Below are 15034 nucleotides of genomic sequence, written 5' to 3' on the forward strand. Positions count from 1 at the left end.
TGGAAAACAGGTATTGTTTTCGTGCCCACCACCTGCGTTTTTTGCAGGTGGTGTTTTTTGCATTTTAAACCACGTTTTTCTATAGGTAGCTGCAGAGATCTCAGAACTGATAGCTATAACTTAACATCACACTGCGGGGTGCACCCGGCGAGTATGATTTGTCCCCACTGGTATCTTTTTTAACCTCCACAGCATAGCGTTTATCAAACAGGTTCTGCACATTCAGACTGAGCGTGTGAGGCCCGGTCTCATAGCCAAGATTGGCATTGGTGACAAAATCATAACCACCATAGGTTTCAGTGTTAGCGTTATCCAGGTAATACTCCCCCCAGCTGTCGGCCTGCAGCCTTAGTTTAACCCCGCTCGGATGTTTATAGTCCAGGCTGAAACTGTAATAGTGCTCGGGAATAAAGGGCAGCTGATTGCCGGAGCGGTCGAAGTTTGTCGGTACGCCCATGACGTATACAACTTCCGAAAAATCATCATATTTGTAATCACTGTAAGCGTAGTTGAAGCCCAGTTGCAGTTCGCCGGGCACGCTATCCTGCAGTACATTGACACTGCTGCTGAATTCGATCCCTTTTTTATCAGTACGGCCCGCGTTCTGGTAGATCGTCTCACCATCGGTACGCACCTGAATAATTTCGTCATCCACTGTGCTGGCATAGGCGCTCAGATCAAACTGCCAGTCATGGGTACGTCCTTTCAGGCCAAATTCGACACTGGTATTGGTTGCGCTGCGCAGATCTTCATTGCTGCCCAGTTCGCTGGAGTAGGGGACCTGTTCCCCCTGAGAGATATTGCCAAACAGAGTGAAGGTATCATTCAGTTTATAGCTGCTGCCGATACGGGGGGCAAACAGGGTAAAGGTACGGGTGAGTGAGCTATCGCCGCCGCTGCCGGGAATGGTCAGATAACCGCCCATGCCATAGTTGTAAGAGGTATCGCTGTTCCAGGTGTCCTGGTCTATTTTGATCTGATCCAGGCGGAAACCCGCATCGATTAACAGACGGTCTGTCGGGCGCAGGTTTTCCTGCAAAAATACACCGTACACGGTGTTGACTGAATCCTCTATCTCCAGCAGTGCTCCTTTGCGGTCTGAAAGCGTTCTGATAATTCGTGGGCCTGCGGTGACGATATCGGCATAGGCATATTTGCGTGCGTTATCGGTACGGTCCTGACGGAAGGTCACGCCACTGACCAGATTATCTTCCCCCATCAGGTTATGACGATAGTCCAGTTCAAGGTCGGTGCCGAATATCGCCACGCCGTCAGTGTCGTTGATCACGCCGGTGACCGGGTGAAAGTGACTCCACTGGTTGTAATACACCCGGGGTCTGAAGGTCAGGTCGCCCAGATCGACGCTCAGGCGACTATTAAAAAAGACGATCTCTGAGTTTCGGGCGGTGTTTTTAAAGGCGGAATCATTGTCAGTCTGTTTGCCGGTTTTTTTAAACTCAGCGAACTGGGCCTCATCCATACTGCCCGGCAGGTTGAGATCGGAGTGGGTCATGCTCAGTTCCATCTCCAGTTCAGAGTTATCGCTGGGCAGAATCCCTCCTTTAATACTTAGCTGATTGGATTCATATTCGTTGTTGCGCCGCCAGTCGTTATCCTGCGCCCGGTGTGAGGCGGTAATGGCCAGAGCGTTGCCCTCCTCTGTCATCCAGGATTTGCGCAGATGCAGATTACGGGTGCCCTCGTCGCCAAGCCCCAGTCTGAGCTGATCCCGGCGATCATCAAACACCGATTTGGAGATGATATGAATGGCGCCACCGGTAGATCCTGTTGCATAAATATTCGCCGGACCTTTGCTGACCTCGATCTGCTCGATGTCCTGGGTATCGATAAAGTCCATGCGGGTAAAGCTATCAGGATCGGTGACCGGCACTCCGTCCCGCAGCACCATGATTTCGCGGATACCGTATTGTGCTTTCAGCCCGGCACCACGGACAATCAGTCGTGAACTGCTGCCGCCGCTGGTGGACTGAATCAGGACGCCGGGCGTGCCTTTCAGGGCATCGGCGATATTGAACATCTTCTCCTGTTCCAGCCGTTTCTGATCAATAATAGAGATGCTTTCCGGTACTTCAGCTGAGGTTCTCTCAGTACGGGTGGCGGTGACCGTGATAACGTCTGCAGCACTTTTCTCGGTATCACTCTCTTCCGCCTGCACGCAGGTGCCGGTAAGTGCGGCGGTCACCATGATTGTCAGATGATAGCGGGAAAAGTCCGGTAGATAGTTATTCATAGAGGAGTCCGTTCAGAAATTTAGTCTGCGCGGAAAATAAGCAATTACACCGATAGTGACAATGTGACATGTTGTCGCGTGGCAAACTGCCGCACTCATCATCTAACGAGATGAATCGCGGTTAATCGATGTATCAGAACTAAACTTTCGTTTAAACCAGCGGTATGATGTTCTGATACCATCCACTTCAGATTATAAGTAGTTCACAGTAATACCCATGATAAGTCAGCTGAAACAACGATTAGTCGGATATGCCCCGAGGACGCTTGATAATGGTGGCCCGCAAGCCAGTGTGCTGATTGCGCTGACCGACAATCCAGCGGGTCCGGAAGTGATTCTGACCCGTCGCTGTGATCACCTGAGCACCCACAGCGGCGAGATCGCCTTTCCCGGTGGCAAGCGTGACGATACCGATCCTGATCTGCTTTTTACCGCGTTGCGTGAAGCGCAGGAAGAGGTGGGGCTTGATCCGGACAGGGTGGAAATTATTGGCTCATTGGGCGATCTGTTGTCGAAGCATATGCTGCAGGTGAGGCCCTATGTTGGCGTAATACCCAGCGATATTGAGTTGATACCGAATCTGGATGAGCTGGACCGGATTCACCGGGTGCCGCTGAGTTTTTTTCTCGATGATCATCGGCATCACACCGATAAAATCAGGTTCCGGGGGATGACTCACTATGTACCCGCGTATGAGTATGAGGGTGATATAATCTGGGGGCTGACCGCTTATATGCTGGTGGAGTTGCTCAACGTCGGGTTTGATGCCCGGATTCCGATGAAAATCAGGCCTGAGCACAGTCTCCGGTAAGCGTTATCAGATAGATCCCGTTTTTAACCCGACAGAATTGAACTATGAATAATGAGTTTGCACCAGCCCGTCCGATCCGCTCTCCCTGTATTGGCGTATGTGCCCTTGATGAGAAGGATCTGTGTGTCGCCTGCCGTCGAAGCGGTATGGAGATTGCCGAATGGGGCGTCTTAACCGAAGAGCAGAAAAAAGCTGTGTGGGCGCTGATCCGACAGCGGGAAGCGGAAGACCGGAAGGGCTGAGCCGGAGAATAGTATGAAAGTGATGATCGATCTTTGTGTCGTGCCCGTGGGGGTAGGCACCTCCGTTTCTGCCTACGTCACCGCCTGCCAGCGGGTTTTGCAGGATGCGGGACTGACACATCAGATGCATGCTTATGGCACTGATATTGAGGGCGAATGGGATGAGGTGTTTGCCGCCGTGAAACGCTGTCATGAAGTGGTGCATGAGATGGGGGCGGTGCGGATCAGCAGTAGTATGCGTATCGGCACCCGCACTGATCGGGATCAAACCATGGATGATAAGATCAACAGCGTTAAAGCACAGCTGAAGAAGACCTGATCAGTCTTCCTCCTCCTCTTCAAAATCCCGGTATTGCTCGATCGCCCGGATGGTTTTGATCTGGTTGTCGCTGACCTGCAGGGTTTCAATCCGGTAGTTGCCGATCAGCATACAGATATTGGCATCCGGAATCGCTTCCAGTATCTCCATCACCAGCCCGTTAATGGTTTTGGGACCATCGGTGGGCAGGTTCCAGTTGAGCGATTTGTTAACATCGCGGATATTGGCGGTGCCATCGATAAAGTAGCTGCCATCAGCCTGAGGATAAATATCCTGATTGTCGTCTTTGCCGTTGAGTGACATTTCGCCAACGATCTCTTCGAGAATATCTTCCAGGGTAACCACCCCCTGAATATCACCATACTCATCCACCACCAGTGCAATACGGCGGCTTTCCTGCTGGAAGTTCAGCAGCTGAGTTTGCAGCGGAGTGCTTTCCGGCACAAAGTAGGGTTCGTGTATCACCTGAAGAATCGCGGCTTTAGTGACCGACTCCTGCCTGAATACCTGCGCCAGATTGCGCATATGCAGGATACCGACCACTTTATTCAGCTCTCCGCGGTAGACCGGCAACCGGGTGTGGGCGGTATTGCTTAACTGATCAATAATAACTTCCAGATCGTTGTCCATATCGATACCGATCACCTCGTTGCGGGGGATCATAATATCGTTAACGGTGACTTCATCCAGTTCCAGTACCCCCAGCAGCATTGACTGATTGCGCTGCTGCAGTACCGCACCGGACTCATTTACCAGTGTTCGCAGCTCTTCAGTGCTGAGATGGTGATGCTCGCCCGCAGTGACCTTGATGCCGAGCAGTTTGAGCAGGTTGTTGGTGATCAGATTGACGATCCAGACGAGAGGGTAGAGCAGTTTCAGCAGTGGCTGAAGCACAAAAGCGGCCGGGAAGGCGATCTTTTCCGGATGGAGTGCCGCAACGGTCTTGGGTGTGACTTCAGCGAAGATAAGAATAACCATGGTCAGGGCGGCGGTGGCGATGAATATGCCTCCCTCTCCCCAAAGCTTAACCGCAATGATGGTAGCGATCGACGACGCCAGGATATTGACGAAGTTGTTGCCGATGAGAATGACGCCAATCAGTCGATCCGGGCGCTTCAGCAATTTGTTCGCCTTAACCGCACCCCGGTGACGATTTTTCACCAGGTGCCTCAGCCGATAGCGGTTCAGAGACATCATGCCGGTCTCAGAACTTGAGAAAAAAGCTGAGCAGAGAATCAGAAATAGAAGCAGTCCCAACAGGGACTCGATCGATGCGCCTTCCAAGACGGTAAACCTATGGTTGCTAGTTGGAGAGTCATTGTCGGGTTTAACCCCCGATAGTGTCAAGCATACTAAGGTTTCAGTGAAACCGTTTCACGCGCAGGGCCCGGTTATAACAGCCACTCGACAACAAACTTACTGCCGAAGAACGAAAGCATGAGCACAATAAAACCACCCACGGTCCAGCGGATCGCCCGGTGGCTGCGCCAGCCCAGCAGGTGACGGCCAATCAGCAGGGTTGCATAGAGCAGCCAGGCAAGGATGGAAAGAACGGTTTTATGCACCAGGTGCTGAGCAAACAGATCATCAAACACAATAGCGCCGCTGATCAGTGACAGGGTCAGCAGAATCAGACCGGTCCAGATCATCTCAAACAGCAGGGTTTCCATGGTTTGCAGGGGGGGCAGGGAGCGCAGCAAACCTCTGGTTATATGATGTTTGAGCTGATACTCCTGTTTTGCCAGCAACACCGCCTGAAACGCAGCCAGGGTGAAGATGCTGTAGGCCAGAATTGAGATCAGGATATGGATAACCAGGCCGGTGTCGTAATGTTTTCCCTGTGGAGAGTCGAGCCCAAACAGCGTAAAAAACAGGGCGAAAGCCGCCAGCGGAAAGATACCGATATAGAGGTTATCAATTTTTTGCCGCAACGAACTTAACAGCACCAGCGCGGCAACCAGCCATCCGATCAGCGAGCCGGCGCTGAAAAATTCCAGATGAATACCGGTTGGACGATGAAGATCAAGATAGGCGGAATAGCCGTGGCTGATAACCGCAAGCAAACCGGTCAGGCGGATAATCGTGCTGTTTACGCTACGCCCGCTGACAACCTGCCACTGTAATGCAGCAGCGATCAGATAACATACGATGGCGAAAATAGCGGGCAGAATGTGCATTAGCGGTTAACTCATCAGTTCCATAGAGTGTGCAGGCGCTAAGTGTGTCATAAATATCAGTGTGATGAAATATTGATACCAGCTCAATTAGGCCAGATTGGCCAGACTGAGGCTGGTGAATACTCAGAGTGCCATGATTATCATGGTTCCTAAAGCGCGCTGCTGCTGTATAATGCAGGACTTTATTTTGCTGTAACAGAACTGAAGTACCGATGGGTTCTGACAAAAGCAGTAGCGGATTTAACACCTCAAGGCGTAACTATGTTTGAGAATCTGACGGATCGTCTGGCCAAAACGCTTAAAGCGGTCACGGGTCAGGCAAAGCTGACCGAAGACAATATTCAAGGCACACTGCGTGAAGTGCGCATGGCGCTACTGGAAGCGGATGTAGCGCTGCCCGTTGTTAAAGAGTTTATCAACAACGTCAAAGAGCGGGCAGTAGGCACCGAAGTCAGTAAGAGTCTGAGTCCGGGCCAGGTATTCGTTAAGATCGTTCAGCAGGAACTGGAAAAAGTGATGGGTGAGGCCAATGAAGGCCTTAACCTCGCCGCTCAGCCTCCTGCTGTAGTCATGATGGCGGGTCTTCAGGGTGCTGGTAAGACCACATCGGTCGCCAAGCTTTCCCGTTTTCTGCGTGAGCGGGAGAAAAAGAAAGTTCTGGTCGTGTCTGCTGACGTCTATCGTCCGGCCGCGATTAAACAGCTGGAAACCCTGGCCGCGGAAGTGTCGGTGGAGTTCTTCCCCTCCTCTGTCGATCAGAAACCGATCGATATTGTTAATGCCGCGATTCATCATGCCCGGATTAAGCATTTTGATGTTCTGATCGTCGATACCGCCGGCCGTCTGCATGTCGACAGCGATATGATGGATGAGATCAAGGCACTGCATGCTGCGATTAAACCGGTAGAGACGTTATTCGTGGTCGATGCGATGACCGGTCAGGATGCCGCGAATACCGCCAAAGCGTTTAATGATGTATTGCCGCTGACCGGTGTGGTGCTGACAAAAACTGATGGTGATGCCCGCGGTGGTGCGGCACTATCGGTTCGTCATATCACCGGTAAACCGATCAAGTTCCTCGGTGTTGGCGAGAAAGTTGATGCCCTTGAACCCTTCCATCCCGATCGTATCGCCTCCCGTATTCTGGGAATGGGGGATGTTCTCTCTCTGATTGAAGAGGTAGAACAGAAGGTAGATAAAGAGAAAGCGGAACGCCTTGCGAAGAAGGTTCAGAAAGGTAAAGGCTTCGATCTGGAAGATTTCCGTGACCAGCTGCAGCAGATGAACAATATGGGTGGCATGGCGTCTTTGATGGACAAGCTGCCGGGTATGGGACAGATGGGAGCTGCCATGCAGGGGGCGAACCTGTCCAGTGCGGAGAAAGGCTTTAAACAGTTTGAATCGATTATCAATTCGATGACACCCCATGAGCGTAAACGGCCTGATGTCATCAGCGGTTCCCGTAAAAAACGTATCGCGATGGGTTCTGGTACCCAGATTCAGGATGTTAACCGTTTGCTCAAGCAGCATAAGCAGATGGCTAAAATGATGAAGAAGTTTTCATCAAAAGCCGGTATGGCAAAAATGATGCGCGGTATGAAGGGGATGATGCCGGGTGGTATGGGTGGCCCGGGTGGCTTCCCGCGGATGTAACTTTCTGCAGTGTGATTATTAAATAATCAAAAAGCTTCACAGGGGCGGCAAATTCACGTAATATGCCGCCCTGTTTTTTAAATGGGTGCAGTCTGCGTCGGTGTTTCTGATGAACCCGGAATGGGGCTGTTATCTGTAAACTGTGAGCGATTTCAAAACTCACTTAATAAAGGGACCTAACGCATGGTAACTATTCGTCTAGCTCGTAGCGGCGCCAAAAAGCGTCCATTTTATCACCTGACTGTGGCTGATTCTCGTAATCCGCGTGATGGTCGTTTTATTGAGCGTGTTGGCTTCTTCAATCCACTGGCTAAAGGTCAGGAAGAGAAGCTGCGCATTAACCTGGAACGCATTGAGTACTGGGTAGCTAAAGGCGCGCAAATGTCTGACCGTGTTGCTAAGCTGGTTAAAGAAGCTAAGTAAACATATTTAAGCAATCAGTCGGGTTTGAGTGATGAGTGGCTATACGTCTGAAGATCTAACAACCATCGGGCGAATCACCACACTTTATGGTGTTAAGGGCTGGGTTAAAGTTTATTCCCATACCGAACCGATGGAGAGCATCCTCGAATATTCACCGTGGCTACTGAACATTAATGGTCAGTGGAAACCGTTCAAAATTGCGGACGGTAAACGACACGGTAAAGGGCTGGTCGCAAAGCTGGCTGGAGTCGATGATCGGGATCTTGCGCGACAGTATTGTGGCGTTGATATTGCGATTGAGAAAGATCAGCTTCCTGAACTGGAAGAGGGTGAATTCTACTGGAGCCAGCTGGAAAAGCTTGAAGTATTAACCGAGTCCGGCGACAAGCTGGGTAAGGTGAGTCATCTGATCGCTACCGGTTCAAATGATGTGCTGGTGGTCAAAGGCAACGCTGAGAGTATTGATCGCCGCGAGCGATTGATCCCCTACCTGCCAGATCAGGTGATTAAAGAGATAAACCTTGAAGAAGGTACGATTCGGGTCGATTGGGACCCGGAGTTTTAACCGGTGTGGATCGGTGTTGTAACCCTTTTTCCGGAGATGTTTGAGGCGATAACCCGCCACGGCGTCACCGGAAAAGCAGTGCGCAACGGCTTGCTGGATGTGCAGTGCTGGAACCCTCGTGAGTTCACCAGGGATAAACACCGAACCGTGGACGACCGCCCTTATGGCGGAGGTCCCGGAATGTTGATGAAGGTGCAGCCGTTGCGGGACGCGATCCAGGCAGCGAAACAGTCTGCCGGCGAACAGGTCAGAGTGATCTACCTGTCGCCGCAGGGGCGCCGACTCGATCATGCCGGGGTGAAGGAGCTGGCCGCTGCAGAGCGGTTGATTCTGGTAGCCGGGCGCTATGAAGGTATTGATGAGCGCCTGGTGGAGACCGAGATCGATGAAGAGTGGTCATTAGGGGATTTTGTCCTGAGTGGCGGCGAGTTACCAGCAATGGTGCTGATCGATGCGGTATCCCGACTGGTTCCCGGTGTGCTTGGCCACCAGGATTCAGCGGCAGAAGATTCCTTTAGTGATGGGTTGCTGGACTGCCCGCACTACACCCGACCGGAAAAACTCGACGATATGTCCGTACCGGATGTGTTGCTTAGCGGTAACCACGAGGCGATCAGACGCTGGCGTCTGAAACAGCAGCTTGGACGAACCTGGAAACGGCGTCCCGAACTGCTGGAAGACCTTGAACTGACCAAAGAGCAGCTGACATTGTTAACCGAATTTATCCGTGAGACAAAAGCGTCTCAGGGTTAGTATTTAGGAGCGTGCTATGAGCAGCAAAAACTCTATCATTCAGCAGATCGAAGCTGAACAGATGAACAAGCAAGTACCAGAATTCGCACCGGGTGACACCGTTGTTGTTCAGGTTAAAGTAGTTGAAGGTACCCGTCAGCGTCTGCAGGCGTTTGAAGGCGTTGTGATTGGTAAGCGTAACCGTGGCGTTAACTCTGCGTTCACTGTACGTAAAATCTCTCACGGTGTGGGTGTTGAGCGTACTTTTCAGACGTTCTCCTCTACTGTAGACAGCATTGAGGTCAAACGTCGCGGTGACGTGCGTCAGGCTAAGCTGTACTACCTGCGTGAGCGTAGCGGTAAGTCTGCACGTATTAAAGAGAAACTGGCTAAGTAATCGCTTACCAGTTTGAGTATAAAAGGGCAGCTTCGGCTGCCTTTTTTGATGTCTGGCGTTGGCGACATTGTTGAACTCGCATTAATATACAGGCAGGATGTAATTTCTGCTTCTGGTTTTTCACGGGCTGCAGAGTTTCAAAACTTACCATCGCTTAGGTTCGTGCAGTGAAGAGACTATCGATCGGGCTGGGCTCAGTTGTACTGTTGTCGGTTATCGCAGCCTATGCGGGTGACGACAGCGGGGAGGCAGCCACAACAGCGGCAAAGGCCGATACAGCGGTTAACAATGAAGCATCACGCCGTGAAGCAACGCGTGAGGCTATTCGTCGGGCTGTTCGTGGGGATGGTCTGCCGCAGGAAAAGATGGAGAAGAGTTATCAGTCGGTCAGTCATGAAGAGATTGATCGCTATGTGGGTAGCTGGGTAAAACTGGAAACCTATTTCGGCCGTAAGGTTGAAGGTACGCTCAGAAGCGTCAATGGCAATACACTATATATTGATGAACATCTGGGGCAGGGTAGCGCAAGTTATCCAATTGATAAAACCAAGCTTTCCGGGTTGAAAGTGTTGCGATAACGCGTGCCCGATAAAGGATCTCTCCTGTGTGACTACCCAATTGTCTGATGCTGATCTTGTTGGCGATAACCCCGTAACAGATGCCCGTATGACGGCAGAGCATCCCTCTCCGCGCGACGCAGAATTGATTGAACACTATCTTGATGCCTTATGGCTTGAAAAGGGGCTGAGTAAGAATACCCTCAGCTCCTACCGTCGTGATCTGTCTATCTATGCCTGCTGGCTTAATAGTCGCCAGCTGTTTCTGTTGGAATCTTCCCGAACCGATCTTCAGAGTTACCTTAACTGGCGTGTTCGCCAGCGGATGAAAGCCAGTTCCACATCCCGCCTACTGTCGTGTTTGCGGGGTTTTTTTCGTTATCAGCTGCGTGAGGGAGTGCTAAGCGTTGACCCTACTCTGCAGGTTGAAAGTCCCAAACGGGGCAGGCCGCTGCCTAAAAGTCTGACTGAGGCCGAGGTTGAAGCGCTGTTGCAGGCGCCGGATCTGGGCGATGCGCTGGGCTTTCGCGACCGGGCGATGCTGGAGATGCTCTACTCTTCCGGTTTACGGGTCAGTGAACTGGTGGGGTTGCAATTATCCCAGATAAATCTGCGTCAGGGAGTGATCCGGGTTGTTGGTAAAGGGGATAAAGAGCGTCTGGTGCCGTTAGGCGATGAAGCTGCCGACTGGCTGCTGCGTTACCTTAAAGAGGCCCGTCCGGCGCTGATCAGCGATTCAGGCAATGAGGTGGTTTTCCCCAGTCGCAGGGGGCAGCAGATGACCCGTCAGACCTTCTGGCACAGGATTAAGCGTCACGGCCTGACGGCAGGAGTGGCACAGCTGCCATCGCCCCATGTGTTGCGTCATGCTTTTGCCACTCATCTGTTAAATCATGGCGCTGACCTGCGGGTGGTGCAGCTGCTGTTGGGACACAGTGATCTGTCAACCACGCAGATCTATACGCATATTGCCCGTCATCGGTTACAATCTCTGCATCAACAGCATCACCCCCGGGGATGACTTTAAAGATCGCATTCAGGTTATTTTCAGTTTTCGCGGTTAGTCTGGAAACTAAGCGGCCTTTTTGGCGTCTTAAGAGCAGACGCTTTTTCAGTAAAGGTTTTTGGGTTCAGATTTTAAGGTATGCTTTAGCAAACTAAAGCGGCCGAAACGGGGTGCAAACAGACAACGCCCGGATAGTTGAGGACATTATGCGAAAAATATTTTTTACCCTGGTAGCGATGACACTGCTGAGTTTCAATGCCTCAGCAGATGAAAGTAAGGAGGCGGCTATCCGTGCCGCACTGAGTTCGCTGAACAGCCAGGTTCCCATTGTAGCTGTAGCCGATGCTCAGTTCCCCGGCCTCTATGAAGTGACCCTGGCCAGTGGCGAAAAGTTGTATGTCAACGAGAGCGGCAGTCACTTTATTGTGGGTGAGGTGTATAAGGTTCAGGCGGATGGTCGTCTGGTTAATCTGACCGAAGAGGGTAAAAAAGCGGGTCGTATAGAGCAGCTGGCAAGTATTGCTCCAGAGGATATGATCATCTTTCCGGCCAAGGGGGAAACCAAGGCTCACATGACGGTTTTCACCGATACCGACTGCTTCTATTGCCGTAAGCTGCATAAAGAGATGGCACAGATTAATGCTCAGGGTATCGAGGTGCGTTATCTGGCGTTCCCCCGTGCCGGTGCAGGTTCTAAAACGCAAAAGGTGATGGATTCAATCTGGTGTGCCGATAAAGCGGATCAGGCTGAGCTGTTTACCCAGGCAAAGTCCGGCCGGACAATTCCCGCGCTGAGCTGTGATAACAGCCCGGTGATGAGTCAGTATGAACTGGGCCAGAAGATGGGGGTCACCGGAACGCCCGCACTGGTGCTGCAGGATGGTACTCTGGTGCCTGGATATATGCCTGCCGCTCAGCTGGCAAAAATGCTGGGTGTGACGAACTGATACAGCTGGGTTTTATTGGTAAACAGGGAGCCTCAGGCTCCCTTTTTTGTGGCAAAACTTTTCGCAGTTTTTTTTAATCTCTGCCGGGCGCTGCATAGAGCTTGTGCCCTGTTTTCGTTATAATGCCTGCCTGTTTTTTAACCGCAGAAAAGTCTGCCACTCGAATGGCAAAGTAAAAGCGCGAGGTAATGGTTTGAAACCTGTAAAAGTTGGTATCTGTGGTCTTGGCACCGTTGGTGGCGGTACGTTCAATGTACTGAAACGCAACGCGGAAGAGATCTCCCGTCGTGCGGGTCGTAACATCGTTGTAGAATCGATTGGCGCCCGTCGTGTAAATCCCGATTGCGACACCTGGGGTACCCATATTACAGGGGATATTTTTGAGATTGCCACCAACCCCGAAATCGACATCGTTGTTGAGCTGATCGGTGGCTATGACACCGCGCTGAAGCTTGTGATGACTGCTATCGAAAACGGTAAGCACGTTGTCACTGCCAACAAAGCACTGATCGCTGTGCATGGTAATGAGATCTTCGAAGCGGCGCAGAAAAAGAATGTGATGGTGGCGTTTGAAGCCTCCGTTGCCGGTGGTATTCCGGTGATCAAGGCGATTCGTGAAGGCCTTTCCGGTAATAAAATCAACTGGCTGGCGGGGATCATCAACGGCACTGGTAACTTCATCCTCACTGAGATGCGCGACAAAGGCCGTGACTTCGCCGATGTTCTGGCTGAAGCGCAGGCGCTTGGTTATGCCGAAGCCGACCCAACCTTCGACGTTGAGGGGATCGATGCGGCCCATAAACTGACTATACTGGCGTCTATCGCCTTTGGTATTCCGCTGCAGTTCGATAAAGCTTATACCGAAGGGATCAGCAATATCACCGCCGAAGATGTGCAGTATGCCGAGGAGCTGGGTTACCGTATTAAACATCTGGGTATCAGTCGTCGCACTGAGGCGGGTATTGAACTGCGGGTTCACCCCACCATGATTCCGGAGAAAGCACTGCTGGCGAATGTGCATGGCGTCATGAACGCGGTGCTGGTGGATGGCGATGCTGTCGGTCAGACCATGTATTACGGTGCCGGTGCTGGCGCAGAGCCTACCGCCTCAGCGGTGGTGGCGGATATTGTTGATGTGGTTCGCACCCTGACCGCAGACCGGGATAACCGTGTGCCGCATCTGGCGTTCCAGCCTGGCAGCCTGTCTGCCCTGCCGATTTTGCCGGTTGATGCGATTGTCAGTGGCTATTATCTGCGTCTGACCGTTAATGAGAAGCCCGGTGTTCTGGCTAAGGTCGCGTCAATTCTGAGCGAGGCTGAGATCAGCATTGATGCAATCGTGCAGAAAGAAACCCATCAGCAGCAGGTACCGATCATCATTCTGACTCAGGATGTTGAAGAGAAGCGGATGAATGCGGCGATTGCTCAGATTGAAGCGCTGGCTGACGTGAATGAACCGGTTACCCGTATCCGTGTTGAACATCTGTAAGGCAACCGCAAGAGCAGGAATTTAGACAGTGAAATATATCTCTACCCGGGGTCAGGCCCCCGCACTGAATTTTGAAGAAGTACTGCTGGCCGGTCTGGCCAGCGATGGTGGCCTCTATGTGCCGGAAGTTCTGCCAACATTCAGTCAAGAGGAGATCGCCTCCTGGGCGGGTCTGCCTTACAACGAGTTGGCATACAACATTATCAAGCCGTTTGTTGCTGACTGTGTGGAAGACAACGATCTGAAACAGATGATCGATGATACCTATGCTGGCTTTAACCACATCGCCGTAGCGCCGTTGAAAGAGCTGGGTACCAATGAGTGGGTGCTGGAACTGTTTCACGGCCCGACGCTGGCATTTAAAGACTTTGCCCTGCAACTTCTTGGGCGGCTGATGGATTATGCCCTGAGCAAGCGTCAGGAACGTCTGGTGATTATGGGAGCGACCTCCGGAGATACCGGTTCTGCCGCGATTGAGGGCTGTCGCCACAGTGACCATCTGGATATCTTTATTCTGCACCCTTACAACCGGGTGTCTGAAGTCCAGCGTAAGCAGATGACCACGATTCTTGAAGATAATGTCTTCAATATCGCTCTGGAAGGTAACTTCGATGATTGTCAGGAGATGGTTAAAGACAGTTTTGCCAACCAGGATTTTCTCGGCGGGCGTAAGCTGGGTGCAGTGAACTCGATCAACTGGGCGCGTATTATGTCCCAGATCGTTTACTACTTCTCCGCCTCCCTGGCGGTCGGTGGACCACACCGTGAAGTGGCATTCTCTGTGCCGACCGGTAATTTTGGCGATATTTTTGCTGGCTATCTGGCAAAGCAGATGGGTCTGCCGATCAGTCAACTGGTGGTGGCTACGAATAAGAACGATATCCTGCACCGGGTTATCTCTGGCAACGATATGAGTAAGGGTGAGCTGGTGCATACCCTGTCTCCGTCAATGGATATCATGGTGTCGTCTAACTTTGAGCGTCTGCTGTTCGATGTTTACGGCCGTGATGGTGCAGCGATCAGTGAACTGATGGCTAAGTTTAAAACGCAGCCTGTGCAGTTGGATCAAGCGCGCTGGGAAGCGGTGCGTGAACTGTTCGATAGCTATGCCTGCGATGACGAGGCGACCTGTGAAGTGATCGCTAAAGTGGCCGCTGAGACCGGTTACCTGCTGGATCCGCATACCGCCATCGGCGTTGCTGCCGGTCGTGAATGTAATCGCGATGCCAGTGTGCCGATGATTGTGCTGTCCACTGCGCATCCGGTTAAATTCCCAGAAGCCGTGCTGAAAGCAGGCCTCGAATCACCTCAGCTGCCGACCCATATGGCGGATCTGTTTGAGCGTGAAGAGCGGTTTACCGTGTTGCCCAATCAACTGGCAACAGTGCAGCAGTTTGTTGCAGATAACGTCCACGAAAAGTAATTACTTGCTGCTTTGATAATAGCCCGTTAGAGTCTCAGGCTT

At 51.8% G+C, this 15034-nt stretch carries 16 protein-coding genes; 13 read left to right on the top strand and 3 right to left on the bottom strand.

Annotated elements, in window-relative coordinates; translation table 11 throughout:
• Positions 1 to 100: 100 nt before the first annotated feature.
• A complete protein-coding gene (locus OCU43_RS02105; protein WP_091355160.1) occupies positions 101 to 2251 on the bottom strand; it encodes a TonB-dependent receptor in 2151 nt (716 codons plus the stop codon).
• A gap of 217 nt (positions 2252 to 2468) precedes the next feature.
• Between OCU43_RS02105 and OCU43_RS02110 the strand changes: the two genes are divergently transcribed.
• From OCU43_RS02110 to OCU43_RS02120, 3 genes are read left to right on the top strand one after another with little or no spacing between them, the layout of a single operon-like run.
• The gene (locus OCU43_RS02110; protein ID WP_091355163.1) at positions 2469 to 3062 is read left to right on the top strand and encodes a CoA pyrophosphatase; all 594 of its coding nucleotides are present in this window, start codon (positions 2469 to 2471) and stop codon (positions 3060 to 3062) included.
• Positions 3063 to 3106: 44 nt separating this feature from the next.
• Positions 3107 to 3304, top strand: a complete 198-nt coding sequence (locus OCU43_RS02115) for a DUF1289 domain-containing protein (protein ID WP_091355164.1) — start codon at positions 3107 to 3109, stop codon at positions 3302 to 3304.
• Between the two features lie 13 nt (positions 3305 to 3317).
• Positions 3318 to 3623: an MTH1187 family thiamine-binding protein gene (locus OCU43_RS02120; protein ID WP_091355167.1), complete on the top strand. Its 306-nt coding sequence runs from the start codon at positions 3318 to 3320 to the stop codon at positions 3621 to 3623.
• Here the strand turns inward: OCU43_RS02120 and OCU43_RS02125 are convergent, their stop codons facing one another.
• Complete coding sequence (locus tag OCU43_RS02125; protein WP_091355169.1) at positions 3624 to 4907, bottom strand: HlyC/CorC family transporter; 1284 nt, start codon at positions 4905 to 4907, stop codon at positions 3624 to 3626. It abuts the gene before it with no gap.
• A 107-nt stretch (positions 4908 to 5014) separates the two neighbouring features.
• Positions 5015 to 5800, bottom strand: coding sequence for a cytochrome C assembly family protein (locus OCU43_RS02130; protein ID WP_091355172.1), 786 nt, complete (start codon positions 5798 to 5800; stop codon positions 5015 to 5017).
• A 261-nt stretch (positions 5801 to 6061) separates the two neighbouring features.
• Here OCU43_RS02130 and ffh point away from each other — a divergent pair, with 261 nt between their 5' ends.
• The 10 genes from ffh (at position 6062) to thrC (ending at position 14992) form a co-directional block, all read left to right on the top strand.
• Positions 6062 to 7453: a signal recognition particle protein gene (gene ffh / locus OCU43_RS02135; protein WP_091355175.1), complete on the top strand. Its 1392-nt coding sequence runs from the start codon at positions 6062 to 6064 to the stop codon at positions 7451 to 7453.
• Between the two features lie 183 nt (positions 7454 to 7636).
• The gene (gene rpsP / locus OCU43_RS02140) at positions 7637 to 7876 is read left to right on the top strand and encodes a 30S ribosomal protein S16 (RefSeq protein ID WP_091355177.1); all 240 of its coding nucleotides are present in this window, start codon (positions 7637 to 7639) and stop codon (positions 7874 to 7876) included.
• 31 nt (positions 7877 to 7907) lie between these two features.
• Complete coding sequence (gene rimM / locus OCU43_RS02145) at positions 7908 to 8441, top strand: ribosome maturation factor RimM (RefSeq protein WP_091355180.1); 534 nt, start codon at positions 7908 to 7910, stop codon at positions 8439 to 8441.
• A 3-nt stretch (positions 8442 to 8444) separates the two neighbouring features.
• The gene (trmD, locus tag OCU43_RS02150) at positions 8445 to 9194 is read left to right on the top strand and encodes a tRNA (guanosine(37)-N1)-methyltransferase TrmD (protein ID WP_091355183.1); all 750 of its coding nucleotides are present in this window, start codon (positions 8445 to 8447) and stop codon (positions 9192 to 9194) included.
• Positions 9195 to 9210: 16 nt separating this feature from the next.
• A complete protein-coding gene (rplS, locus tag OCU43_RS02155; protein ID WP_091355186.1) occupies positions 9211 to 9570 on the top strand; it encodes a 50S ribosomal protein L19 in 360 nt (119 codons plus the stop codon).
• A gap of 167 nt (positions 9571 to 9737) precedes the next feature.
• Positions 9738 to 10148 (top strand): LSm family protein, encoded by a 411-nt coding sequence (locus OCU43_RS02160; RefSeq protein ID WP_091355191.1) that lies wholly within the window; start codon positions 9738 to 9740, stop codon positions 10146 to 10148.
• 88 nt (positions 10149 to 10236) lie between these two features.
• Entirely contained in the window at positions 10237 to 11148 is a 912-nt protein-coding gene (gene xerD, locus OCU43_RS02165) for a site-specific tyrosine recombinase XerD (RefSeq protein ID WP_091355288.1), read from the top strand.
• A 191-nt stretch (positions 11149 to 11339) separates the two neighbouring features.
• Entirely contained in the window at positions 11340 to 12080 is a 741-nt protein-coding gene (locus OCU43_RS02170) for a thioredoxin fold domain-containing protein (RefSeq protein ID WP_091355194.1), read from the top strand.
• Between the two features lie 193 nt (positions 12081 to 12273).
• The gene (locus tag OCU43_RS02175) at positions 12274 to 13569 is read left to right on the top strand and encodes a homoserine dehydrogenase (protein WP_091355292.1); all 1296 of its coding nucleotides are present in this window, start codon (positions 12274 to 12276) and stop codon (positions 13567 to 13569) included.
• Between the two features lie 28 nt (positions 13570 to 13597).
• Entirely contained in the window at positions 13598 to 14992 is a 1395-nt protein-coding gene (gene thrC / locus OCU43_RS02180) for a threonine synthase (RefSeq protein WP_091355201.1), read from the top strand.
• Positions 14993 to 15034: the final 42 nt, after the last annotated feature.

The sequence above is a fragment of the Amphritea atlantica genome (genome assembly GCF_024347255.1).
GTDB lineage: Bacteria > Pseudomonadota > Gammaproteobacteria > Pseudomonadales > Balneatricaceae > Amphritea > Amphritea atlantica.

Bases quoted from the DNA above. Each gene is read 5' to 3' on its own strand.
- OCU43_RS02130 (WP_091355172.1), bottom strand. From the start codon at position 5,800: ATGCACATTCTGCCCGCTATTTTCGCCATCGTATGTTATCTGATCGCT.
- OCU43_RS02115 (WP_091355164.1), top strand. From the start codon at position 3,107: ATGAATAATGAGTTTGCACCAGCCCGTCCGATCCGCTCTCCCTGTATT.
- OCU43_RS02120 (WP_091355167.1), top strand. From the start codon at position 3,318: ATGAAAGTGATGATCGATCTTTGTGTCGTGCCCGTGGGGGTAGGCACC.
- OCU43_RS02170 (WP_091355194.1), top strand. From the start codon at position 11,340: ATGCGAAAAATATTTTTTACCCTGGTAGCGATGACACTGCTGAGTTTC.
- rimM (WP_091355180.1), top strand. From the start codon at position 7,908: ATGAGTGGCTATACGTCTGAAGATCTAACAACCATCGGGCGAATCACC.
- rplS (WP_091355186.1), top strand. From the start codon at position 9,211: ATGAGCAGCAAAAACTCTATCATTCAGCAGATCGAAGCTGAACAGATG.
- rpsP (WP_091355177.1), top strand. From the start codon at position 7,637: ATGGTAACTATTCGTCTAGCTCGTAGCGGCGCCAAAAAGCGTCCATTT.
- xerD (WP_091355288.1), top strand. From the start codon at position 10,237: ATGACGGCAGAGCATCCCTCTCCGCGCGACGCAGAATTGATTGAACAC.
- OCU43_RS02105 (WP_091355160.1), bottom strand. From the start codon at position 2,251: ATGAATAACTATCTACCGGACTTTTCCCGCTATCATCTGACAATCATG.
- ffh (WP_091355175.1), top strand. From the start codon at position 6,062: ATGTTTGAGAATCTGACGGATCGTCTGGCCAAAACGCTTAAAGCGGTC.
- OCU43_RS02110 (WP_091355163.1), top strand. From the start codon at position 2,469: ATGATAAGTCAGCTGAAACAACGATTAGTCGGATATGCCCCGAGGACG.